This is a genomic window from Sulfitobacter guttiformis (genome assembly GCF_003610455.1).
Taxonomy (GTDB): domain Bacteria; phylum Pseudomonadota; class Alphaproteobacteria; order Rhodobacterales; family Rhodobacteraceae; genus Sulfitobacter; species Sulfitobacter guttiformis.
Genome location: NZ_RAQK01000002.1, coordinates 1,002,667 through 1,024,359, shown reverse-complemented (window position 1 = coordinate 1,024,359; position 21,693 = coordinate 1,002,667). Strand labels below are relative to the sequence as shown.

At 57.5% G+C, this 21,693-nt stretch carries 24 protein-coding genes; 6 read left to right on the top strand and 18 right to left on the bottom strand.

The window, feature by feature from the left end:
* Positions 1-56: 56 nt before the first annotated feature.
* The 12 genes from C8N30_RS17515 to secG all read right to left on the bottom strand — a co-directional run bounded on the left by C8N30_RS17515 (position 57) and on the right by secG (position 10,461).
* Positions 57-863, bottom strand: coding sequence for an ABC transporter permease (locus tag C8N30_RS17515; RefSeq protein ID WP_025061492.1), 807 nt, complete (start codon positions 861-863; stop codon positions 57-59).
* A 46-nt stretch (positions 864-909) separates the two neighbouring features.
* Positions 910-1,791, bottom strand: coding sequence for an ABC transporter permease (locus tag C8N30_RS17510; protein ID WP_025061493.1), 882 nt, complete (start codon positions 1,789-1,791; stop codon positions 910-912).
* 106 nt (positions 1,792-1,897) lie between these two features.
* On the bottom strand, positions 1,898-2,629 hold the full coding sequence (locus C8N30_RS17505) for a transporter substrate-binding domain-containing protein (RefSeq protein ID WP_025061494.1): 732 nt from the start codon (positions 2,627-2,629) through the stop codon (positions 1,898-1,900).
* Between the two features lie 31 nt (positions 2,630-2,660).
* Positions 2,661-3,437, bottom strand: coding sequence for an ABC transporter ATP-binding protein (locus tag C8N30_RS17500; protein WP_025061495.1), 777 nt, complete (start codon positions 3,435-3,437; stop codon positions 2,661-2,663).
* 106 nt (positions 3,438-3,543) lie between these two features.
* Positions 3,544-3,978, bottom strand: coding sequence for a tellurite resistance TerB family protein (locus C8N30_RS17495; protein WP_025061496.1), 435 nt, complete (start codon positions 3,976-3,978; stop codon positions 3,544-3,546).
* 29 nt (positions 3,979-4,007) lie between these two features.
* Positions 4,008-4,445: a tellurite resistance TerB family protein gene (locus C8N30_RS17490; protein ID WP_025061497.1), complete on the bottom strand. Its 438-nt coding sequence runs from the start codon at positions 4,443-4,445 to the stop codon at positions 4,008-4,010.
* 63 nt (positions 4,446-4,508) lie between these two features.
* Positions 4,509-4,805 (bottom strand): DUF1330 domain-containing protein, encoded by a 297-nt coding sequence (locus tag C8N30_RS17485; RefSeq protein WP_025061498.1) that lies wholly within the window; start codon positions 4,803-4,805, stop codon positions 4,509-4,511.
* Between the two features lie 30 nt (positions 4,806-4,835).
* Complete coding sequence (locus C8N30_RS17480; protein WP_025061499.1) at positions 4,836-5,615, bottom strand: 23S rRNA (adenine(2030)-N(6))-methyltransferase RlmJ; 780 nt, start codon at positions 5,613-5,615, stop codon at positions 4,836-4,838.
* 120 nt (positions 5,616-5,735) lie between these two features.
* Positions 5,736-7,355 carry a thiamine pyrophosphate-binding protein gene (locus C8N30_RS17475; RefSeq protein ID WP_025061500.1) on the bottom strand — a complete coding sequence of 540 codons (1,620 nt, stop codon included), beginning with the start codon at positions 7,353-7,355 and terminating at the stop codon, positions 5,736-5,738.
* An 89-nt stretch (positions 7,356-7,444) separates the two neighbouring features.
* Entirely contained in the window at positions 7,445-8,026 is a 582-nt protein-coding gene (locus C8N30_RS17470) for an outer membrane protein (protein WP_025061501.1), read from the bottom strand.
* Between the two features lie 233 nt (positions 8,027-8,259).
* Positions 8,260-9,909: a CTP synthase gene (locus tag C8N30_RS17465; RefSeq protein ID WP_025061502.1), complete on the bottom strand. Its 1,650-nt coding sequence runs from the start codon at positions 9,907-9,909 to the stop codon at positions 8,260-8,262.
* 192 nt (positions 9,910-10,101) lie between these two features.
* On the bottom strand, positions 10,102-10,461 hold the full coding sequence (gene secG / locus C8N30_RS17460) for a preprotein translocase subunit SecG (RefSeq protein ID WP_025061503.1): 360 nt from the start codon (positions 10,459-10,461) through the stop codon (positions 10,102-10,104).
* A 138-nt stretch (positions 10,462-10,599) separates the two neighbouring features.
* On the opposite strand from secG, the gene nthA reads away from it, so the two are divergent.
* From nthA to C8N30_RS17445, 3 genes are read left to right on the top strand one after another with little or no spacing between them, the layout of a single operon-like run.
* Positions 10,600-11,220, top strand: a complete 621-nt coding sequence (gene nthA / locus C8N30_RS17455) for a nitrile hydratase subunit alpha (RefSeq protein ID WP_025061504.1) — start codon at positions 10,600-10,602, stop codon at positions 11,218-11,220.
* Positions 11,217-11,891: a nitrile hydratase subunit beta gene (nthB, locus tag C8N30_RS17450; protein WP_025061505.1), complete on the top strand. Its 675-nt coding sequence runs from the start codon at positions 11,217-11,219 to the stop codon at positions 11,889-11,891. Before nthA ends, nthB begins: the two co-directional genes overlap by 4 nt.
* Positions 11,888-12,238: a nitrile hydratase accessory protein gene (locus tag C8N30_RS17445; RefSeq protein ID WP_025061506.1), complete on the top strand. Its 351-nt coding sequence runs from the start codon at positions 11,888-11,890 to the stop codon at positions 12,236-12,238. Before nthB ends, C8N30_RS17445 begins: the two co-directional genes overlap by 4 nt.
* Positions 12,239-12,278: 40 nt before the next feature.
* Here the strand turns inward: C8N30_RS17445 and C8N30_RS17440 are convergent, their stop codons facing one another.
* Complete coding sequence (locus tag C8N30_RS17440; protein ID WP_025061507.1) at positions 12,279-12,674, bottom strand: DUF6524 family protein; 396 nt, start codon at positions 12,672-12,674, stop codon at positions 12,279-12,281.
* A gap of 167 nt (positions 12,675-12,841) precedes the next feature.
* On the opposite strand from C8N30_RS17440, the gene C8N30_RS17435 reads away from it, so the two are divergent.
* Together C8N30_RS17435 and C8N30_RS17430 are read left to right on the top strand one after the other, a co-directional pair.
* Entirely contained in the window at positions 12,842-14,134 is a 1,293-nt protein-coding gene (locus C8N30_RS17435) for an adenylosuccinate synthase (protein WP_025061508.1), read from the top strand.
* Between the two features lie 71 nt (positions 14,135-14,205).
* On the top strand, positions 14,206-14,439 hold the full coding sequence (locus C8N30_RS17430) for a DUF2842 domain-containing protein (RefSeq protein ID WP_025061509.1): 234 nt from the start codon (positions 14,206-14,208) through the stop codon (positions 14,437-14,439).
* 215 nt (positions 14,440-14,654) lie between these two features.
* On the opposite strand, the gene C8N30_RS17425 is transcribed toward C8N30_RS17430, so the two are convergent.
* Entirely contained in the window at positions 14,655-16,970 is a 2,316-nt protein-coding gene (locus C8N30_RS17425) for a hypothetical protein (protein ID WP_025061510.1), read from the bottom strand.
* Positions 16,971-17,042: 72 nt separating this feature from the next.
* Here C8N30_RS17425 and C8N30_RS17420 point away from each other — a divergent pair, with 72 nt between their 5' ends.
* Positions 17,043-17,828 (top strand): thiamine diphosphokinase, encoded by a 786-nt coding sequence (locus tag C8N30_RS17420; protein WP_025061511.1) that lies wholly within the window; start codon positions 17,043-17,045, stop codon positions 17,826-17,828.
* Here C8N30_RS17420 and C8N30_RS17415 read toward each other — a convergent pair.
* The 4 genes from C8N30_RS17415 to C8N30_RS17400 form a co-directional block, all read right to left on the bottom strand.
* Positions 17,737-18,657, bottom strand: coding sequence for a DMT family transporter (locus tag C8N30_RS17415; protein WP_025061512.1), 921 nt, complete (start codon positions 18,655-18,657; stop codon positions 17,737-17,739). The two genes, C8N30_RS17420 and C8N30_RS17415, sit on opposite strands and share 92 nt — an antisense overlap.
* A gap of 184 nt (positions 18,658-18,841) precedes the next feature.
* Positions 18,842-19,513, bottom strand: coding sequence for a type 1 glutamine amidotransferase domain-containing protein (locus tag C8N30_RS17410; RefSeq protein WP_025061513.1), 672 nt, complete (start codon positions 19,511-19,513; stop codon positions 18,842-18,844).
* A gap of 100 nt (positions 19,514-19,613) precedes the next feature.
* The gene (locus C8N30_RS17405; RefSeq protein ID WP_025061514.1) at positions 19,614-20,987 is read right to left on the bottom strand and encodes an L-serine ammonia-lyase; all 1,374 of its coding nucleotides are present in this window, start codon (positions 20,985-20,987) and stop codon (positions 19,614-19,616) included.
* On the bottom strand, positions 20,987-21,688 hold the full coding sequence (locus C8N30_RS17400; protein ID WP_025061515.1) for a glutathione S-transferase family protein: 702 nt from the start codon (positions 21,686-21,688) through the stop codon (positions 20,987-20,989). Before C8N30_RS17400 ends, C8N30_RS17405 begins: the two co-directional genes overlap by 1 nt.
* Positions 21,689-21,693 lie beyond the last annotated feature (5 nt).

Genomic DNA, 21,693 nt, shown 5'->3' with positions numbered 1-21,693 from the left:
GGTGCGTCCGGCCGCCGTGGCCAGCGCCACAGATTAATTTGATCAAATCAGACGTACTACCGTATGAGATTAGGGCGCAAGCGTATTTTTTGCCGCCGCTCGGCGGGCAGGTGCCGGTTAAGACGGCGGTTTATCAGTCCGTAGATAGAAATGATCACCAGCGTCAGCAATACGAAATAGCCTGCAAGGATCGGGTAGGGAATGAACGGATTGAAGGTTTTGTCGGCAAAGTAACTGGCATAATAGAGTGCGTCACCACGCTGCTGCCATGCCGGAAAGCTTGAGATATAAACGAGCGTTGTTGCGTGAAACAGAAAGATCGCCTCGTTTGTGTAGGCGGGCCAGGCAAGCCGCATCATGGTTGGCCAGATCACCCTGCGAAAACGGCTCCAGCCGGACAGGCCGTAGGCATCTGCCGCCTCGACATCCCCCTTTGGGATGGATTGGAGAGCGCCGTAGAAAATTTCGGCGGAATAGGCGGAGGTATTACAAAACAGCACGATCACAGCGCCAAGCCATGCAGAGGTAAACGCGTCGAACATCGCATATTCAGATTTAAGGCTGAGAAACAAAAAATAGGCAAAGAAGAACTGGATAAACAGCGGTGAGCCGCGGAAGATGAAGACGAACCAGTTTGACGGTCTGCGCAGCCACGCACATGGGCTCGCCTTTCCGAGAGCGAGTGCGGTGGCAAAGAAGAACCCAAGAATCAGCGCGGTCAGGCCGAAATAGACATTCCAGATCATGCCAGAGCCGATCAGTGTAAATTGCTCGCACAGGGTAAAATCCTGACGCGGTAACAGACGCTCTCCGATGCCGATGGCGCGCAGACCGTAATCCTGAATTGTCTGGATACAGCTCATGCCTGCTGCTCCGGTGCGGGCATGGGGGAACTGCTGGATCGAAAGATCATGCGAGCCTCCGTTGCGCTTCGCCGCCCGTCGTGGCCTGACCCTTTGTCAGGCGCTGCATTGCGCGCGCAAGCAGGCGCTCGGAAATTGCGGTGAGCGCCAGATAAAATAGCAAAAGCGCCAAAAAGTACCAAATCCGCCAGTCGCCATGAGGGTAGTCGGTAAAACGGGGCGTCTTGGTGCCGCCAAGCTCGCGTGCCCAGTACACGATATCCTCGACACCCAACAAAAACAGAAGTGGTGTGGCCTTCACGAGAACCATCCACAAATTACCGAGCCCCGGCAGGGCATAAACCCACATTTGCGGCACCAACACCCGGCGGAAAATCTGTCTTGGTGACATGCCGTAAGCCTCGGCAGTTTCAAGTTGCGCGCGGGGTACAGCGCGCATCGCGCCAAACAGGACATTGGCGGCAAAGGCACCGAAAACAATTGCAAATGTGAGCACCGCAATGGAGAATCCATATGTCTCATGGACCCACTGGGGGGAACTTCCCAACGGCATTTTGGCAGCCTGACAGACGATAAAATCATTTCCCTGACGGATCGGCTGGTCCCAGTCGGGGCACATAACCTTGTGCCGCAGATACTCAATGCCTTGATCCAGCGCGATCACAAAGAACAAAAAGAAGGCGATGTCGGGGATGCCTCGAACGATGGCAATGTAGGACTTACCGATCCAGCGCAGGGGGGCGATGCGCGAGCGCGCAGCGGAGGCACCGCCGAAACCGAACAGTAGCGACAGCGGCGCGGTGATCACCAGCAGGATCATTACTGTAACAACGGACCAATAGAGGTTCATGTGCTTGCCTGTGGTCAGGTAGCAGCTGAGCCATGTCAGGCCGGCGATTTGATCTGGATCGGTGCAGTAACTAAAGATGGGTTTGCTCGTTTCACAACAGGTGCGCTCACTTTATGAGCGCAATTGAGTTTATCAAAAAATGAAGGAGGGGCGCACGGTGATGCGCCCCTCCTTGTTTGTTGGTTTAGAATGCGGCGGCGCCGGGAAGGTGCTTTTCGATCAGCGCATTCAATGTGCCGTCGTCTTTCATCGACTGGATGGCAGCGTTGAACTTCTCGCGCAGATCGCCATCGCTTTCGCGGATGCCAAGGCCAATACCACCGCCGAGCAGGATGTCGTCTCCGACGAGGCTGAGGTCGGCATCTGCTTCGGAGACGGGGAGCAGGAATGCTTTGTCTGCCAGAACTGCGTCAGCCTCGCCATTTTTCACAGCAGCCACTGTCTCCTCGGGCGTGGCGAATTCAACCAGTGTAGCACCTGCCATGGAGGCAACATGAGACGCTTGAATTGTGCCTGTCTGTGCGGCGATGATGGCGGTGCTCAGATCAACATCAGCAGAGGTTGAGACAAAGGAAGATGGATCCGGCTGGGTGTAGGGATCGGAAAAGTCGATGACTTCGTCGCGCTCTTCGGTGATGGACATGCCCGCGATGATTACATCGTAGTTGCCGGAAACGAGGTTCGGAATAATGCTGTCCCACTCGTTTGTGACCCACTCACACGTCAGTTCTGCGCGCACGCACAGTTCATCGCCCACTTCGCGCTCAAAGCCGGCGACTTCACCTTTATCGTCGAGAAAGTTGTAGGGAGGGAATGCGCCTTCGGTACCCAGACGGATGGTTTTCGCGTGGCCGTCGGCCATTGCCATGCCAGCTGTCAGTGCCAGTGCTGATGTCGCGAGGATAAGTTTTTTCATTAGGTATCTCCCTGGTGTTACCGTTTACGGTTTATGCGGCGTGGGTTGCAGAGATGAACCCGCGCAGTCGCTCTGATTTGGGCGCACTGAACAACGTTTCAGGCGGCCCTTGTTCCTCAATCAGGCCGTTGTGCAAAAACACAACTGTGTCCGATACATCGGCGGCCAGTTTCATGTCGTGTGTGACGATCATCATGGTGCGGCCCTCGGCGGCCAGATCCTTGATCACCTTGATGACTTCCTGCTCAAGCTCGGGGTCGAGCGCGCTGGTAGGCTCGTCAAACAGAAGGGCCTCCGGCTCCATGCACAAAGCGCGCGCAATGGCAGCGCGCTGTTGCTGGCCACCAGAAAGCTGGGCGGGGTATACATCGCATTTGTCGCCTATGCCGACTTTCTCGAGGTAGGCGCGGGCCGCTGCCTCGACCTCCGCGCGCTCGCGGCCGAGCACGGTCAGAGGTGCCTCCATCACGTTTTGCAAGATCGTCATATGTGCCCAGAGGTTGAACTGCTGGAACACCATGCTGAGATTTGTGCGGATCCGAAGCACCTGCTTTGGGTCGGCGGGACGGCGGTTCTGGGTTTTGCCGCGCCAACTCACCGGCTCTCCTTTGAAAAGGACTTCACCCTGCTGGCTGTCCTCCAGCAGATTACAGCACCGCAGCAGTGTCGATTTGCCGGAACCGGACGAGCCGATGAGAGACACCACATGACCCTTAGGCGCCGCGATACTGACGCCTTTAAGCACCTCCAAAGCACCATAGGCTTTGTGGAGGTCGCGAATTTCGATAACGGGTGTGTCTTCTGTCACGTCAAAGCCATCTGTTACAAGTGCAGACGGGATAAGACGCGAGAATCGCCTTGTTTGCAATGTGCAATGGTCCGGTGCTCAAATTCACCTAAGGTAAGTTGCTGATTTATTGCTCAGCCCGTTGGCGGGCTTGGGCACTGTCCATATCGGTAATCCCCAACAAATTAGCGACAAGGCGCAGCAGTGCATCTTCTTCCTTGGCGCGACTGCCATCCGCAAGAACGACATTCCAGAGTGCTTCGACCACCGCAAGGCGGTCGTCATAGGGCACCGCGTCTTTGATCGCGCGGGTAAAGCGCACAGTATCTGGCGCTTCGGCCTCAAGAGCTTCTGCATCGGCAAGTAGAGCGTCGCGCGCACCTGTATCAAGGTCGTATCGCTTGCTGATGATATTCTGGATGCGCGCACGTTCGGCTTCACTGTAGTGATTGTCAGAGCGTGCAACACGTACAAGTAATGCAGTCAGCGCGAGACGGGCATCGCTATCAGGCAGTTGGGCGGGGGCTGGATCAGTCAGCCGTTTTAGGAAATCTGCAAACATGGATATTTACCTAGTGGGTTTAGGGCAATTTACAAATTCCCGAGCGCTTTTTCGCGTGCCTGTGCGATATCGGCGTCCGTAAGGCCAAGGGCCGTCTCTATTGCAAGAAGCTGTGTCTCTTCGCGGTCGTCGCGTCGGCCATCTGCCATTGCAACAGCCCACATTGCATCTCCAAGCGCCTTGCGGTCAGCATAATCAACCTCGTCGCGCAGGATTTGTGCAAATTCGGTTGTGCCGGGTGCGTGACGTTCGAGTGCTTCACAGACCGCCCGCAACTTGGCCGCGTCAAGCGGTTTAAGATTAAAGGTCGCGCTCAATATCCGGTCGATCTGGGCGACTTCTGTGGCCAGATACTGGCGGTTGGCCAGCGCCACACGCACCAAAAGTGCCCCCAGAGCAAGCTGGGGATTGGGCTGAGGCAAGGGTTTGGGCGAAGGCGCACGGCGCGGAAAAAGGCGTTCTAACATGGTTTTTTTGTTAACCCAGTTCGAAAGCATTGCCAATTCCAATAATGGGCCGCGTCAGAAGGATCAGGATTCGTATCCTTCGATGATGATAAGACTGCCGTCTGCAACGCTCATGCGGATGTCTTTTGCGCCCTGATAGCCCGGGCTTTCGTAACAAGCGACGGCGTCGGCATAGCTGGGAAATTCGATGACGACAGTGCGGCTGTGTGCGGATCCTTCACGGATCTGCTGGGTGCCGCCGCGGACCAGAAATTTCGCGTCGTAGGCGGCAAAGGGTTTGGCGTTTGCAGCCCGATATTTTTCGTAAATCGCGGCATCACGAACATCCATGTTCCCGATCCAATATCCCTTTTTTGGCATAACACTCTCCTTTTCGAATAGTTTGGTGCGTCAGCGCAACCTGTTGTAATCCGCTGCGAGCCGCTTTGCCTCCTGTGACAGGCCGTAGGGCGGGTTAAGCACAAACATCCCCGATCCGACCATCCCGTGACCCGGACGCGCAGGCGCAAAGCGGACCTCGTGGCGCAGGGCGTCAGGGTGTTGGGCGCTAAGCGCTTCGAGCATCGGTTCGTGCATACGGCTGGTCAGAATGGGATACCAAAGCGCTATGATGCCGACGTTCCATGCGCGGTGCAGCTTGGCGATGTGGCGGAAGATGGTGTTGTAATCTTCCTTGATCTCATAGCTGGGATCGATCAGCAGCAAACCGCGGCGCGGCATCGGTGGGCAAAGTGCAAAGGCCGTCTCGAACCCGTCGCGCAGGTGGATCTTGGCACCTGTGGGCGACATCGCCAACTCAAGTGCTGCGTGTTCGCGCGGGTGTAATTCGGCCAGATGGATTGTGTCGGTTGGGCGCAGCAGGTGGGCGGCGATCAACGGTGAGCCCGGATAGGCGTTAAGACCATCCTCGGCGGTGACACGGTCGAGAACGCGGGCATAAGGGTGTTCGGGTTTGAACCATTTGCGCGCCTGCGCGATCCCTGCCTTCGCCTCGCCGGTCTTGAGCGCCTCGTCAGCGGAGAGGTCATAGAGGGCACGACCTGCATGCGTCTCGATGTATGTCAGGGGTTTGTCCTTGGCCGTCAGATAGTCGAGCATCCACGCCAACAAAGCATGTTTGTGAACATCCGCGAGGTTCCCCGCATGGTAGATATGTTGGTAGCTGAGCATGGGTTCGGTGTAGCGGATAGGCGGCTGCGCGCAACGGCTAATCCGCGCTGCAGCCATGTCAGGTGCTGATCACGATGAACGCGTTAGCGTTGGTGCCGTCAGCGATAGCGACTTGTCCGCTCAGGCGCGCATACGGGGAACATCGTGCGGATCAAGCCCAAGTTCGATCAGGAAAGGCCCCGTGCGGTTCTCAAGGGCGGTCAGGGCAGATTTCAGATCCTCTTCGGAGCGAACCTGAACTCCTTCGCCGCCCAGCGCTTTTGCAATTTCCGCGAAAGAAGGCCAGTGGAACAATGTCAGGCCTGGATCCATTTGCCGGTCAATAAACTGGATATGCTCGGCACCATAAGCAGAATCGTTGGCGATGATCACAATGAGGTCGAGACCGAGGCGAACCGCGGTGTTGAATTCGTTGATGCCGCCCATCATAAACCCGCCGTCGCCGGTGAAAAATACAACCGGACGGTCCGGTGCCGCAATGCCTGCGCCGATCGCCTCTTGCAGGCCCAGACCGATTGAGCCGAAATTGACAGTACTGACAAAGCTCTGTGGATTTGGCACCGAGATGCGGCACCAGACTTCGGTCATGAAGCGGCCCCCGTCTGTGACCAGTACGCGGTCGCGGGGCAGGGCGCGCTCAAGCTGCTCAAGGGCTGCAACGTAATTGATCGTGCCTGCCGCGTTTTTCGGTGCGGTCACAGGGTGGTGGGTCAGGGTTTCAACATCCAGCTCTGATGTAAAACCGCTTGGCGCGATCTCGGCCGCGTCAAGCCAATGCACGATAGTATCCGCTGTCAGACCCGCATCGGCAACAAGGGCTGCATCGGGATGCAGGCCTCCGCCAATCGCTGTAGGCTCGACATCGACCTGAATAATCCGCTTATTCTTCATAAGCTTGCCGCGGTCGGTGGTGAAATCGTGCAAGGCGGTGCCGAAACAGATGATACAATCGGCCTTCCCCATCAGATCATAGGCGGCAGGGGTCGAGAGGGTGCCGAAAATATCCACGTTATAGGGGTGATCGTTGAACAACCCTTTGGCCTTGAGGGTGGTCGCCAGCGGCGCTTCAAGCCTGTCTGCGAGGCGGATAAGCTGGTCACGGGCGGCAATCGCACCGCCACCGGCAAGGATGAGCGGGCGGCGCGCAGAGGCAATCATTCCGATAGCATTATCTAGAATGTCGCCTTCGGCCACGCCACCGGGCGCGGTAAACACATCAAGAACCTGCCCCTCGTAAGGGGCCTCTTGCCACATGAAATCAGCAGGCATGTTGAGCACGATGGGGCGACGCTCGACCCGCGCACGGTAAAAGGCGCGGGCTACATCCTTGCAGGTGGTCTGAGGCGTTCGAATCTGCTCGAACCCTGCGCCGGTCGCCTTGACCAATTCGCGCTGGTCGATGCTTTGTAAATGGCGGGGATTGTCGGTGGGGGTGTCACCGGCCAGCAGGACAAGCGGGACATGACCGCGCACAGCTTCGGTCAGTGCTGTAATACAATTGCTGAGGGCAGGGCCGTGAGTGACGGTTGCAACGCCAACGCGCCCCGAGACATGTGCATAGGCCAGCGCCATCAGCACGCAACTGCCTTCGTGGGCTGCGGGCACAAAACGGCCACCGCATTCACGCACGTAACTATCGACCATGAAGAGGTTTGCGTCACCCATCAGCCCGGAAATCGTATCGGCCCCGTGTTCAAACGTGGCGCGGGCAATGGATTGGTAGACGTGGTTGCTGCTCATCGGAGGCCTCTTTGTTGGCTGTTCGATAGCAGAATACCATAGGTAGCTATAAAGGCTACCTATGGTAATTTTATAAAGCGATCGATTGCTTAGAAGCGGAACGAACCGCGCAGCTGGATCAGGTCCAGGTCGCCATCAAGGCCGTCAACGTCGTCAATGTCGTTGAACTGCGAGCGCGAGTACTCAAGACCAACACTGAACTTTTCTGTAACCAGCATTTCTGCACCGATACCGAAAGTCAGGCCTGTTTCGCTCAGGTCATCTGCGGAGATGTTGGCGATACCAAGAGTTGCGTACGGCATGAACTTACCGAAGTCATAACCAACACGGCCGCGCAGGCGTGTCAGGTCAACATCTTCGTCGGAACCGTCTGCGGACAAACGGTCATAGGACAATTCACCACCAACAACGTACTGGCCGAGGTCATAGAGGTAGCCGCCGTGGATACCGAAGCCGTCTACGTCAACACTTGCGGAGTCAACACCGTCGGAGAGTTCGAAGTCGCCGTCGTTGTACTGAAGACCAGCGTAGCCACCGGTCCAGCTCAGGTCATTGTAGGCCTGTGGTGCGATCGGTGTTGGCGCTGTCTCGACGGGTGTGTACTCGAGGCTGCCTGCGAATGCGGAGGTTGCGGCAAATGCTGCAACAACGGATGCGATGATAAGTTTCATTTCTGTTTCCTGCTCTGTAGGGTTAATACTTTATTAATAAATTCCACCTAAAGGAGAATCATGCGACCAGCAATTCAGCGACTGTTTCTTTGTCGGCAATAATCGAAGTTGTGGCAAATTGGGCACGGGCGAATTTCGGTAGTCTAGCAGTTATCGGTGCTATGCGGATTATGGGGCATAAAATGCCGAAAATCACCATAAAACAAACCTTACCCCCTTGAAAGTAAGGCCCCCTAGACAAGCCGCGACATATCCTTCGCTGCTTTGACAAAGCCCTTGAAAAGGGGGTGCGGTTTGAAGGGTTTCGACTTGAGTTCGGGGTGGAATTGCACGCCGATAAACCACGGATGATCGGACCATTCCACGATCTCGGGCAACTTGCCATCGGGGGACATTCCGGAGAATGACATGCCGGCCTCTTCGAGTTTTTCGCGGTAGGCGATGTCGACCTCATAGCGGTGGCGGTGGCGTTCGTCGATGGCGGTGGTGCCATAGACTTCGGCGACTTTCGAACCTTCCTTGAGCGTGGCATCGTAGGCACCCAGACGCATCGTGCCCCCTTTGTCGTCTCCGACTTTGCGCTCGACCTTGTGGTTGCCCTGCACCCATTCCTTGAGGTGGTAGACCACAGGCTCGAACCGCTTTTTGCCCGAAGATTCGTGGTCGAATTCTTCGGAGCCGGCGGTGGACAGGCCCGCCACATTTCGCGCCGCCTCGATAACCGCCATTTGCATGCCGAGGCAAATGCCCAGATAGGGGACTTTATGCTCCCGCGCATATTGGGCAGCTTTGATTTTGCCCTCGGTGCCGCGCTCGCCAAATCCGCCAGGTACGAGAATCGCATGAAACCCTTCTAGATGGGGGGCGACATCATCTGTACCCTCGAACAGTTCTGCATCGACCCACTCAATCTTGACGCGCACACGGTTGGCCATGCCGCCGTGTGTCAGAGCCTCGGCAATTGATTTATAAGCATCCTCGAGCTGGGTGTATTTGCCGACGATGGCGACCTTTACCTCGCCTTCTGGGTTGTGGATGCGGTCATACACATCGTGCCAGACCGTCAGGTCGGGCTTTGGCGCGGGGGAGATGTCGAAGGCGTCCAGCACGGCCTGATCGAGGCCTTGGGCATGATAGGCCAGCGGGGCCTCGTAGATGGATTTCAGGTCATAGGCGGCTACAACCGAATCCTTGCGCACGTTGCAGAACAACGCGATCTTTTCGCGCTCTTTATCGGGGATCGGATGCTCGGACCGGCACACAAGGATATCAGGCGCAATGCCGATGGACTGTAGTTCTTTTACCGAGTGTTGGGTCGGTTTCGTCTTCAGCTCACCGCTGGCAGCAAGATAGGGAAGCAGGGTCAGGTGCATGAAAATACACTGGCCACGCGGCTTGTCGTGGGAGAACTGGCGGATTGCCTCGAAGAACGGCAGGCCTTCGATGTCGCCCACGGTGCCGCCAATTTCACAAAGCATGAAATCAACTTCGTCGTCGCCGATGCTCAGGAACTCTTTGATCTCGTTTGTTACATGGGGGATTACCTGAATGGTCTTGCCCAGATAGTCGCCGCGGCGCTCCTTTTCGAGGACGGTGGAGTAAACGCGCCCCGATGAGATGGAATCGGTTTTGCGGGCAGAAACGCCAGTGAAACGCTCGTAATGGCCCAGATCAAGGTCGGTCTCGGCGCCATCGTCAGTGACGAATACCTCGCCATGCTCGAACGGGCTCATCGTGCCGGGATCGACGTTGAGGTAGGGGTCAAGCTTGCGCAGGCGCACCGAGAATCCGCGGGCCTGCAAAAGCGCGCCAAGAGCAGCTGATGCCAGACCTTTGCCAAGCGAGGATACAACACCGCCGGTGATGAAAATATAGCGTGCCATGTAGAGTCTCTCCCGTGCGCGTCTAAGCGTCTTGTCTGCGTCAATTGAGCCTGTCCGAGACATGCCCAGCCGGGTGCAATTTGCACACCCCACGGGAGTTCAGTCTAACAGGATTCGGACAGTCAAGGCAAGGCAACGGGCGCAACATGATGTTACGAAAGTCCGGCCTGCCTCAAATTGTTGAGTGTTTCGTTAGTCGAGTGTTGGAACCAGCGGCGTGTTGTCGCCATCGGCGGGGGGCAACAGGTTGTTGAGGTCCGGTGCCGGTACGCTGCCTTGGTTGAGGGCGGGGGGGGTAGCGGTCAAACGGTCAAGTACCGATGATCCCGCAGATTTTTGCGCCGTCACGATGGTAAGTGTGATCGAGGTAACGACAAATGCGGCACCCAAAATCCATGTCACCTTGCTCATCGGGGTGGCAGGGGGACGACCGGAATTTGCACCGCCGCCGCCGCCCATTCCCAGACCGCCGCCTTCGGAGCGTTGCAACAAAACGACCGCAATAAGGCCAAGCGCAAGAATAAGGTGGACGATCAGGACGACATTTTCCATGGGGTGCTGGATGCTCTTTTCTGGGTCGGTTCGGGGGGTATCTAGGCAAGTTTGGATGTGGGGGCAAGGGAGGATGCATATGCAATCGGTGCATGCGGGCCATAGACAAGCAGAATATTGCGGTGCAATCTGCAGGCTATGCCCCATGATAGCCCTGACCATGATCACCCGCACAGCCTTTTGCCGCCAGCGCCCGCGCTGCGAGTCAAGGCGCTCGAGACGTTATTGACGCAAAAAGGGCTGGTTGATCCTGCCGCCCTAGATGTGATCATCGACACCTATGAAAACTGGATCGGCCCGCGGAACGGGGCTCGTGTCGTCGCCCGCGCCTGGAGTGATCCATCCTTCGCTAAAGCGCTGCGCGAGGATGCGACCGCCGTTCTGGACGAGATGGGATATTTCGGCCGTCAGGGCGAGCATATGGTGATCGTTGAGAATACACCCCAAACCCATAATATGGTCGTCTGCACGTTGTGCAGCTGTTATCCTTGGCCTCTTTTGGGGATACCGCCAGGCTGGTACAAGTCGGATGCTTACCGTGCCCGTGCTGTGCGTGAGCCGCGCGCGGTGCTGGCCGACTTTGGCGTGACATTGCCTGCGGGCACGGCGGTGCGGGTTTGGGATTCGACGGCAGAGGTTCGATATCTGGTGCTGCCGATGCGACCCGACGGAACCGAAGGATTATCCGAAGACGCGCTGATGGATCTGGTCACGCGTGACAGCATGATCGGGACCGGACTGGCAAAGGTGCCAGCGTGAGCCGCATCCACGACATGGGGGGCCGTTTTGGTGACGGACCTGTGGTGCCCGAAGACGAGAGTGTGAAATTCCATGCCGATTGGCATCCGCGTGCGTTGGCGTTGGTGCTGGCTTCGGGAAGTTTGGGGAAATGGAACATCGACGTATCGCGCCATGCCCGCGAATGCCTCGCCCCAAAAGATTACACCGCATTTAGTTATTACGAAAAGTGGATGGGCGGGCTGGCCACGCTGCTGGTTGATACGGGCGTAGTGAGCCGCGACGAGCTGGCGGGAAAATCACAAGGCGAGATCAGTGAACTTGCCGTGAAAAAGCTGTCTGCCGATCAGGTGGCCGGTGTTCTTGCCCGTGGCGGACCTGCTGACCGTCCGAGCGCTGTGACGCCTGTGTTTGCGGTGGGAGATGCCGTCGTCACGCGGGCCATCGCCGAGAACACAATGGTCAAAGGAGGCCACACGCGCCTGCCGTCTTACGCGGCGGGAGCAAAAGGCACTATCCTGCGGTATCACGGAACGCATGTGTTGCCCGACAGCAATGCCCATGGGTTGGGTGAAGCACCTGAGCCTCTCTATGCTGTGGTGTTTGCTGCGGATCAACTGTGGCAGCATCCCGAGCACGCAGGCGACGAAGTGGTTCTGGATCTGTGGCAAAGCTATCTGGTGCCGGCATGAACGAACCGGATATGGGGAGTCTGACACCTGTGTTCGATGCCCCATGGCACGCGCAGGTATTTGCGTTGACGGTTCACCTCAACGAGGCGGGGCATTTCGACTGGAGCGTTTGGGCGATGCGTTTTTCGGCCACCCTAAAAAAGCACGGCACCTCGAAGGATTTGAACGGCGGTGAGGATTATTTCATCGCATGGCTAGAGACATTTGAGGAGTTTCTAGCGGAAATTGCGCTGTCTGATCCTGTCAAGGTTGAGGCATTGCGTGCCGCATGGGAGCGCGCCTATCTTTCGACAGAGCATGGCAAACCGGTGTTGCTGGACGACGTGATGAGCCCTGACACGGCTTAGAACCCTTGCCCCGGGTCCCTGGAGCATATTCATGCGCCCCTCAGACGTCGACATCATCCACATCTGCCTGCCCTGACATCGCCCTGCGCACGATGCTCCAGCTGAGGCCGATCGCCAGCACAAAACTGAGAGCGCCAAGACCGAGCCAGACATTCATGCTTGGGTCTTTGAGGCGCAGAACGCCGAGATCATAAAGGACCCAGAGACCTGCACCGACGACGGCCAGCACCAGCACCATACCCAGTCCGCCGATGCTGCGCAGGGTCGCGCGCAAATAGATGATGTAGCCGATCAGCAGGAACAGCCCCGTCAGCACCGCAATTGACATATTCATCCCGCCGTAACTCCGCACCCACTGCACATAGTTGTATTCGGTGGGATTGAATGTCGCGGCCAGCAGCGCAAAGGCGCAAATCCAGCGGATTAAAAAGCCCATGTTCGAGTGTCCTTTGAACTGTTTTGCCGCAATATCCAGCGGTGGTATGCAAAAGTCTATGGCTTGCGTTCAGTTTCCTGTTTCGCGCACCTGCATGGACCGCTATCAGGGGCACGGGTTCGGAATGCGCATGCCGTGCGCCCCCCAGATGAGTTGAGAGGAATATCATGGCCAATGTTGTTGTCGTAGGCGCCCAATGGGGTGACGAGGGTAAGGGCAAGATCGTCGACTGGCTCTCCGAGCGGGCGGACGTAATTGCGCGGTTTCAAGGCGGGCATAACGCTGGCCACACGCTGGTCATTGATGGCGAGGTGTTCAAGCTGAGCTTGTTGCCCTCCGGCATTGTACGTGGCGGCAAATTGTCAGTGATCGGCAACGGCGTGGTGCTGGACCCCTGGCACCTTGAGCGCGAGATCGCCGGTTTGCGTGGGCAGGGTGTGACGATTACACCGGAGACGCTGATGATTGCGGAAAATACACCGCTGATTCTGCCGATTCACGGCGAATTGGATCGCGCCCGTGAGGAACAGACAACAGTAGCCAAGATCGGCACGACCGGACGTGGCATCGGGCCGGCCTACGAAGACAAGGTCGGGCGGCGCTCTGTGAGGGTGGCCGATCTGGCCGATGATGCGACGCTCGAGCTGCGGGTGGACCGTGCCTTGGTCCATCATGACGCGCTGCGGCGCGGTTTGGGGCTGGAGCCTGTAGACCGTGCAAGGCTTCTGGCGGATCTGCGCGCTATTGCGCCGAGCGTTCTTGAATATGCCGCACCTGTGTGGAAGATTCTCAACGAGAAGCGCAAGGCAGGTAAGCGGATCTTGTTTGAAGGAGCGCAGGGTGCGCTGCTGGACATTGATTTTGGCACCTATCCTTTCGTGACCTCGAGCAACGTAATCGCAGGTCAGGCAGCAACAGGGACGGGTATCGGCCCCGGTTCTATCGATTTTGTGTTGGGGATTGTGAAGGCTTACACAACCCGCGTGGGCGAGGGGCCGTTTCCGGCTGAATTGCACGATGCGGACGGTCAACGGCTGGGCGAACGGGGCCATGAATTTGGCACTGTCACAGGGCGCAAGCGGCGCTGCGGTTGGTTTGATGCCGTATTGGTGCGCCAGACTTGCATGACATCGGGTGTTAACGGGATCGCGTTGACAAAGCTTGATGTGTTGGACGGTTTCGAGACGCTCAAGATTTGCGTAGGCTACGAGCTGGACGGCAAGCGGTTGGATTATTTGCCAACCGCTGCGGACCAGCAAGCACGCTGTACCCCCGTTTACGAAGAAATGCCCGGCTGGTCTGAATCGACCGAAGGCGCACGCAGCTGGGCCGACCTGCCGGCAGAGGCCATCAAGTATGTGCGCCGCGTGGAGGAGTTGATCGAATGTCCTGTCGCGTTGCTGTCGACCTCGCCGGAGCGTGAGGACACGATTCTGGTGACGGACCCTTTCGCGGACTAAGTGTCGCGATTGAAAATACAGCGGGACGGGCCATTTAACGGGTTATCCCGCTGTAAAAAAAAGGAATTAACATGGCTCTGAGTTACAAAGCACGGCGCCGCTGGTCGCTCTTTATGCTGCTGGTCGCTTTGCCGGTTTATATTGTGCTGATGGTTTTTGTGATCTCTCTTTTTGACCGCCCACCATTCTGGGTTGAGCTGTTGATTTATGTGGGCTCCGGCGTAATTTGGGCCTTCCCCCTCAAGGCGGTGTTTAAAGGTGTTGGTCAGGCCGATCCTGACGGACCGCAAGATCCTCTGGCCTAAAGGCAAACGCAGTCTGTTGCGTCGTGAGGCTAGGATTTCGGCAAAAGTTTCTTACGACGCTCCAGCAGGTCTTAATCTCCCATGTAGATCGCGGGCGTTTTTCATCTGCGTGTAGAAATCTAAACGGCATCGTACAATAAGGATGTCACGTCCAACCGGAAAAACAAAAAGGCGGACCTGCGAGGCCCGCCTTTTTGTTTGAAGTCTTGGTGATATCAGCCCGCGGCGCGTTTGGCCGGTTTGAAGCCGATTTGCTCGGAAGCCTGATAGCGGCCACCCTTCATTTTTTCGATCTTGCCTTCACGCAGCAGTTTCCCGAAGGATCGAAGGCTGTCTTCACGGGTGAAATTCTCTTTCTCCACTTGACGCACCTTTGTAATCAACTGGGGACGGGAAAAATTCTCGCGGCCCTCGACAAATGACAAATAAGCGGCGGCCGCTTCGAGCAGGTCCGGCAGCTTTGTAGCGCCCATCTCGTCTGCGAAATCGGCAAAACCTTCGGCATTTGACGCGGTATGTTGATCAGGTTGCGGGACAATCGCGGCCACGCGACGGGGTCGAACCGGCACTGCACTGCGCACTTCGCCGGCATCAATCCGTTGCTCTGCGACCAGTTTGAGGGGGGCGGGGCGTGCTTCGACGGGACGACCGGTCCGGGACCCTTCGGTAGAGACAGGGCGGCGGGGGCGCACAACATTGGCGAGATCGTCGCGGTAGGCCTCACCGGTGTCTTCTTCTGTATCCGAGACACCGACAGCTTCGTCTGCTTTCTTCGCAGCAACAGCAGCACGCAGGTGGGCAAATGCGTCGCGGCGTGTTGCGGCCTCGGGCTCCTCCATCTGATGCTTGCTCTCTTCCATCAGGCGGGAGAAATCCTCGTCGGCTGGAGGAGACATGCGGGAACGGGCAACGGGCGCGGCTACAGTAGTTTCATCTTCCTCATCGTCATAATCTGCGGTCTCGTCGTCTTCGACATCGTCGTCTTCGACATCGTCGTCTTCAAAGTCGTCTTCGTCCTCGAAATCATCATCAGCGAATGTTTCATCAAGTGCTTCGAAAGTTGCGTCAGTACGGCTGGGTGCTGGCGTGTCGCCTGCATCCATGTCCGCCTCGAGCTCTGCAAGTTCGCGCGCCAGTGCTTCTTCGGCCTCGTCGCTGAGCGAGGATCGCTCTGCGAGAGGCGCTTTGCGCAACGGGGCGGGGTCCGCTTGCGCTGCTTCTGGCGTGTCGTCATATTCCTCAAGCTGGCCTGATTTTATCGCAGCCTCAAGCGTAGCGCGCTTTACTTTGAGCACGCGAGTGCGCGGAGCTACCGGCGCCGTTGCCAGCGACGGCGTCACGGGCGCGGCGGGCGTTTCGTGTTTTTCATCCTCAAACAGGTTTTCATCGGCGGCATCCTCCACTGCTGTGCCAGCCGAGATTCTGTCCATAGCGGCAAGAATGTTGCCATCGAGATCATCTGCGTCTTCGTCATTATCGAACGAAGCGGTATCCGGGTCGCCTGCGGGCTCCGCTTGCTCCAAGCGGTCAAAAGCTGCGCTGGATGTTTCTGCCTCGCTTTCAAGACGGCTCAGGATCGCGGCAATATTGTCTTCTTCACTCTCGTCAGCCGCGTCATCATAGCTGCCATCGTCAATCTGCGCTTCGGTTTCGGTTGCGTCATCCGCATCAAGCGCATCCTCCAGATCACGCCGCGTGCTGGCAAGAACGGTATCAGTTGTGTTTTCTGCAGTCTCGGTGGCGGCCTCTTGCTCCGTTGCGACAAACTTCTGCGAGTGCGCAAGCGCTGCTGGCGCCTCTGCGTGCTCATCCTCGGAGTAGTCGGCAGTCGCTGGTGCTTTTGCTGCCTCGCCCTGTTGGGAGACAACGGCGCGGATACGCTTGAGTTTGTCGGCTATACTGTCGGCTTTGGCACGACTCTGCGCGATATCTTCCTCGATTGCTTCGTTGCTGGTTGCTTCCGGGTTCGTCTGTTCGGTTGATTTGCTGTCGGCAAAGAAAGCTTCGACCTCTTCGTCGGGCAAGCTGGGCACAATGTCACGAGGCGTCAAAGCCGGAGCGACATTTATGACCGGCTGGGGGATGCTGCGAACCACGTCACGTTTCAGCGCTGTTTCGGCTGCTGGCGCAGAACCGGCGGGTGTCGGTGCAGGAGCTGTATCCGGTGCGGCAGGATTAGAAGGAGTCGCGTTTTTAGTTACTGTTGCCTCTGCGATTGCATCTGCAACGTCATCGACGGCGTCGGAGGCAACGCGGGCGGCTGCCTTTTCGGGTGCGTTTTGGGCGGAGAGGACGATTCGCCCATGATCCTCGCGGGCCTCGACGTGGCGTGAAATCTCGCGCTGGGCGATGCGTGCCAGCATCTGGGCGTCCGGCTGTATCGGCTCTGCGCCAAAATAGCGGTCGTCAGCGGAAAGATCTCTAAAATATTCTGCAATGGCCTTCATCGTTCCAAAAGAATCATCGAACCCCTCAAGAGTGCACGAGAAAGTCCCATAAGAAACCGTAAGAATTTTATTGTTGTTAATCATCGGATGCTCGTCCTCTGCGTATTAGTTGGGACATGTTTACCATGATATCCAAGGCCAAAGCGGTCCGAAACTGTGCCAGACACGGTATCATTGTGTGGCGATATTGTGGTCGGTCGCCAACTTGGGCATGTAGGTATCATGTCAAAAACCATTCTCAGCAGTTCCGGTCCAGTCACACTTCTCGGTGGGGGACACGCTAGCGCGCAAGACCTTACAGATGCGTTAACCATCGCGGGCACGCTTGTCGCGGTGGATGGTGGCCTTGTGACCGCGCTGGGCGCAGGGATCATCCCCGACGCTGTGGTGGGCGATATGGATAGTGCTCCCCCCGAGGCCCTTGCCCGCGTGCCGCCCGACCGCCAGCACCGCGTGAGTGAACAACAATCTACTGATTTCGACAAGGCACTTCGCAGCGTCGACGCGCCGGTGGTGATTGGGGCAGGCTTCTGCGGGGGGCGCGTGGATCATCAGCTGGCTGCGTTTCACACGCTTTTGGTGCGGGCGGACCGGCCCTGCATTCTCCTTGCTGAGAAAGAAGTGATCCTGATCGCGCCACCGGTGTTATCACTGAACACAGTCGCAGGAGATGTTGTGTCGCTCTTTCCGCTGCTTGCTGTACAGGGGTGTAGTAGGGGGTTGGAATGGCCCATTGACGGTCTGTCATTTGATCCGGCGCGTTTGGTGGGCACCTCCAACCGCGCGAACGGCCCTATACATATAGAGATAGAGAGGGCGGGGATGCTGCTTATCGTGCCGCGAGGCTACCTCACTGCGCTGGTGGCGCATTTTGTGCAAGGCGGCGCGCGCTGGCCTGCTCGCGCAGCACCACATATATCCCGGCCGTCACCGTCAAAGTAATGCCAACTGCCGCAAGGTTGTCGGGCAGATCGGAGAACAGCCAGAAGCCCACGGCGGTTGCTACCGGAATTTCGAGGTATTGCATCGGTGCCAGTGTGGCGCTGGGGGCAAAACGCAGGGACCATGTCATAAGCAAATGCGCAGCCGTTCCAAGGATCCCAATACCTGCAAGCATTTGCCATTCCCATACGGTTGGCTGGATCAGGGTGAGAGGTTTGAGTGCCAGCATGTGGCCCAGCACCAGAGCAGGGGCAAGGATCACGAGGGCAATCACGCCGCTGACTGCCTGCAGGGCGATAGGATCCGCCTCGCGGGCGATCTGGCGGGTGGTGAGCATGAAGAGAGCAAAGATGATTGCAACGCTTACCGGCAGTAGCGCGACCCAACCTACCGAAAGGAAATTTGGCTGGATCACGAGCAAGGTTCCGACAAAGCCGATACCGCATGCGGCCATACGGTGGGGGCCGACCTCTTCGTTCAGCACGAAATGACCCAGCAGCAGCATGAAAAACGGCATGACAAAGGCGATGGCGATGGCATCGGCTAAGGGCAGGAACATCAGTGATGTGAACATTGATCCGATGCCGAGGATGTGCAGTACAGTGCGGATCACCGCCAGACGCCAGGCGCGCGGAGACAGGCGCCAAGGAATGCCTGCAAATGCCACTAGCGGAATAAGAAGAACCGCTTGTACAGCAAAGCGGATAAGGACCAGTTGGCCCAAAGGAATTGTCGTCCCCAGCAGCTTAGCCAACGCATCCCCCAAAGGAGCGAGGACGCAAAAGCCCAGCATAAGAAGGATACCGAGAACCGGTTTGTCGGGTGTCATCTTTAGATGGGTAAGATGGTGCATGGCCTCTGGCAAGGCCGCATAATGGCAGCGGAATGTTTTTCACTTTGCGCGAGATAAAGCGGACTGGAAAGGCTCGAATAGTTCAAGCCGGCTTACGCATAAAAAGAGGGGGACGATATGCATGCATATCATCCCCCTCTTTCCAGACCTCCAACTGGTCTCAGAGTAGGGCGAGCAAAGCTTTAGCAGCTTCCTCGGAAGAGGCGGGGTTCTGGCCTGTCACCAGTTTTCCGTCCGTGGTTACAAAGCTGGCCCAGTCATCGCCGCGCACGTAGACACCACCATTTTCCTTGAGCATGTCCTCAACCAGAAAGGGCACCACGTCGGTGAGGCCAACACCTTCTTCCTCGGAGTTTGTGAAGCCAGTGACCTTCTTGCCTGCAACCAAAGGCTTGTCGCCAAGCTTTGTGTGTTTGAAAATTGCGGGCGCGTGGCAGACCGCACCGATAGGCAGATCCTGTTCCGCGAAAGCCTCGATAAGGCGGATGCTGTCAGCGTCCTCGGCAAGATCCCACAGCGGCCCATGGCCACCAGGATAGAATACGGCATCGAAACCTTCGGCTTTTATGCCGGACAGCACTTTGGTGGACGCAAGGGCAGCCTGCGCATCGTCGTCTGATTTAAAGCGCTTTGTCGCATCGGTCTGAGCGTCATCTGTGTCGCTTTTTGGATCAAGAGGGGGTTGGCCGCCTTTGGGCGAGGCGATCGTTACTTTCGCTCCCGCATCAATGAGCGCGTAATAAGGAGCAGCAAATTCTTCCAGCCAGAAGCCAGTCTTCTCGCCAGTGTTGCCGAGTTTGTCGTGTGAGGTGAGGATCATCAAGATATTCATGGGGTGTCCTTATTTTTTCTGTGCGCGCCCAAAAAGGCATGCGTTGTAAAGACTACGCATAGAAGAGCAGGTTGTTCCGAACCAAGCAGTTGACCGAGCGTCAGCAGTTGGGCACATTAACAGCCAGTCCGCCGAGCGAGGTCTCTTTGTACTTCTCGCTCATGTCCGCGCCGGTTTGGCGCATGGTCTCAATACATGCATCCAGCGGGACAAGATGCGTGCCGTCGCCGCGCAGCGCCAGCGACGCTGCCGAGACAGCCTTGATCGCGCCAAGTCCGTTCCGCTCGATACATGGGACCTGTACCAGACCGCGCACAGGGTCGCAGGTCATACCCAAGTGGTGCTCGAGCGCGATCTCTGCTGCGTTCTCGACCTGCTCTGGTGTGCCACCCATGACGGCACAAAGGGCTCCTGCGGCCATTGCGGCGGCAGAGCCTACTTCGGCTTGACACCCTGCTTCGGCACCGGAAATGGACGCATTGAATTTTACCAGACCGCCGATGGCGGCTGCGGTCAGCAAGAAGTCCTCGATGTGGTTCTCGGAGGCGCCGGGTACGTGATCCAGATAGTAGCGCAGGGTTGCCGGCATCACACCAGCGGCACCGTTGGTGGGCGCTGTAACCACCTGACCGCCTGCCGCGTTCTCTTCATTGACGGCCATTGCATAGGTGCTCATCCAGTCGTTGATAGTGTGTGGTGCCTGCTGGTTTGTGCCACGTTCGGCCAGTAGGGCCTGATGGATGCCCTTGGCCCGGCGTTTGACGTTCAGGCCACCGGGAAGGATGCCATCCGTTTCTAGCCCGCGGTTGATGCAGTCGTTCATCACCTGCCACAAGCGCTTTGTGCCGCTGCGCAGGTTTTCCGCTCCGCCGCGTGATTCCTCGTTTGCGCGTTTCATGCCCGCGATGCTTTTGCCTGAAGCTTTTGCCATGGCCAGCATCTCAGCGGCGGATTTGAAGGGGTAGGGGACGGGGGCGCCCTCATCGGTGTCCTTGCCTGCGGCAAGCTCCTCTTCGGTCATCACAAAACCGCCCCCGATGGAATAATAGACCTGTCGCAGCGTGATATCGCCCTGTGCGTCTGTGGCCATCAAGACCATGCCGTTTGCGTGACCTTTAAGCGGGGTATCATAATCGAACACCAGATCGGTTTTTGGGTTGAAACGCAGGGGGGCGAGGCCATCCACAGAAATCATGTGGGCCTCCTCGATCCCTTTCAGGGCCTCATCGGCGCGGCCTGCCTCATAGCTTTCGGGTGTGAAGCCGGCGAGGCCCAGAATGGTGGCGCGGTCGGTTGCATGGCCAATGCCGGTGAAGGCAAGGCTGCCGTGCAGCGAGGCGCGCACGCCGGTAAACCGAAACGGCGACGCCCGCATCATGTCGAGGAAGCGTGCCGCCGCGACCATCGGCCCCATCGTATGCGAGGACGAGGGGCCAATACCGACTTTGAACATCTCGAAAACGGATAGAAACATCAGGTTGCACTCCCATGGGGTGGATTGGCGTATTGTGGCGCAGTGAATGGTGTGGCTCCCAGACCTTCTGCTGTCTGCACGGCATGCACGCAAGGAAGGCATTCAAGGCGCTTGCATAAAGCCGCCAGTGCCGGTGTCGCCCCGAGGTCAAACCAGCCGCGCGGAACATTGGTTGGATAGAGCGCACACCAACGAAGGCAGGCCGCGATATAAAAGTCGAGCGCGCTGGGCGACTGCGCCCCGAGCCAGTCGGGGCGGGAGGCGGCGATCTGCTCCAGTGCTGCAAGCGCGGCGCAGATCTGGTTGTGCAGACCTGTGCGCAGGGCGGTATGGTGCGCGCTGTCGGGACCAATATATTTCTCAGGATAGAACATCATGCGCAGGACAGGGTGCAGGGTGTTTGCGGTGAAGAACAGCCATTTGAGATAGGCACCGCGATCAGGAGATTGCGGACCAGGGCCGAGACCTCCGTGCGTATCGCCCAGCCACAATACGATCGCACCCGTTTCAAACAGCGGCCCTTGGGGCGTTTCAAGAACGGGGATAAGACCGTGCGGATTAAGGGCCAGATAGGCCGCACTGCGCTGGCTTTGGGTCCTGCGATCGACCAGCCGTGTGTCAAAAGGCAGCCCGCGATGCTCAAGGGCAAGGCGGACAATCAGCGAGGCGTTGTCGGGAGCATAATGAAGCACATAGGTCATGGGGG

What these genes read in the sequence shown, in the direction of transcription:
- C8N30_RS17515 (WP_025061492.1), bottom strand. Translation starts at nt 863, where the DNA reads ATGAGCTGTATCCAGACAATTCAGGATTACGGTCTGCGCGCCATCGGC.
- C8N30_RS17505 (WP_025061494.1), bottom strand. Translation starts at nt 2,629, where the DNA reads ATGAAAAAACTTATCCTCGCGACATCAGCACTGGCACTGACAGCTGGC.
- C8N30_RS17495 (WP_025061496.1), bottom strand. Translation starts at nt 3,978, where the DNA reads ATGTTTGCAGATTTCCTAAAACGGCTGACTGATCCAGCCCCCGCCCAA.
- C8N30_RS17490 (WP_025061497.1), bottom strand. Translation starts at nt 4,445, where the DNA reads ATGTTAGAACGCCTTTTTCCGCGCCGTGCGCCTTCGCCCAAACCCTTG.
- C8N30_RS17485 (WP_025061498.1), bottom strand. Translation starts at nt 4,805, where the DNA reads ATGCCAAAAAAGGGATATTGGATCGGGAACATGGATGTTCGTGATGCC.
- C8N30_RS17480 (WP_025061499.1), bottom strand. Translation starts at nt 5,615, where the DNA reads ATGCTCAGCTACCAACATATCTACCATGCGGGGAACCTCGCGGATGTT.
- C8N30_RS17475 (WP_025061500.1), bottom strand. Translation starts at nt 7,355, where the DNA reads ATGAGCAGCAACCACGTCTACCAATCCATTGCCCGCGCCACGTTTGAA.
- C8N30_RS17470 (WP_025061501.1), bottom strand. Translation starts at nt 8,026, where the DNA reads ATGAAACTTATCATCGCATCCGTTGTTGCAGCATTTGCCGCAACCTCC.
- C8N30_RS17465 (WP_025061502.1), bottom strand. Translation starts at nt 9,909, where the DNA reads ATGGCACGCTATATTTTCATCACCGGCGGTGTTGTATCCTCGCTTGGC.
- secG (WP_025061503.1), bottom strand. Translation starts at nt 10,461, where the DNA reads ATGGAAAATGTCGTCCTGATCGTCCACCTTATTCTTGCGCTTGGCCTT.
- nthA (WP_025061504.1), top strand. Translation starts at nt 10,600, where the DNA reads ATGCCCCATGATAGCCCTGACCATGATCACCCGCACAGCCTTTTGCCG.
- C8N30_RS17445 (WP_025061506.1), top strand. Translation starts at nt 11,888, where the DNA reads ATGAACGAACCGGATATGGGGAGTCTGACACCTGTGTTCGATGCCCCA.
- C8N30_RS17440 (WP_025061507.1), bottom strand. Translation starts at nt 12,674, where the DNA reads ATGGGCTTTTTAATCCGCTGGATTTGCGCCTTTGCGCTGCTGGCCGCG.
- C8N30_RS17435 (WP_025061508.1), top strand. Translation starts at nt 12,842, where the DNA reads ATGGCCAATGTTGTTGTCGTAGGCGCCCAATGGGGTGACGAGGGTAAG.
- C8N30_RS17430 (WP_025061509.1), top strand. Translation starts at nt 14,206, where the DNA reads ATGGCTCTGAGTTACAAAGCACGGCGCCGCTGGTCGCTCTTTATGCTG.
- C8N30_RS17425 (WP_025061510.1), bottom strand. Translation starts at nt 16,970, where the DNA reads ATGATTAACAACAATAAAATTCTTACGGTTTCTTATGGGACTTTCTCG.
- C8N30_RS17415 (WP_025061512.1), bottom strand. Translation starts at nt 18,657, where the DNA reads ATGACACCCGACAAACCGGTTCTCGGTATCCTTCTTATGCTGGGCTTT.
- C8N30_RS17410 (WP_025061513.1), bottom strand. Translation starts at nt 19,513, where the DNA reads ATGAATATCTTGATGATCCTCACCTCACACGACAAACTCGGCAACACT.
- C8N30_RS17405 (WP_025061514.1), bottom strand. Translation starts at nt 20,987, where the DNA reads ATGTTTCTATCCGTTTTCGAGATGTTCAAAGTCGGTATTGGCCCCTCG.
- C8N30_RS17400 (WP_025061515.1), bottom strand. Translation starts at nt 21,688, where the DNA reads ATGACCTATGTGCTTCATTATGCTCCCGACAACGCCTCGCTGATTGTC.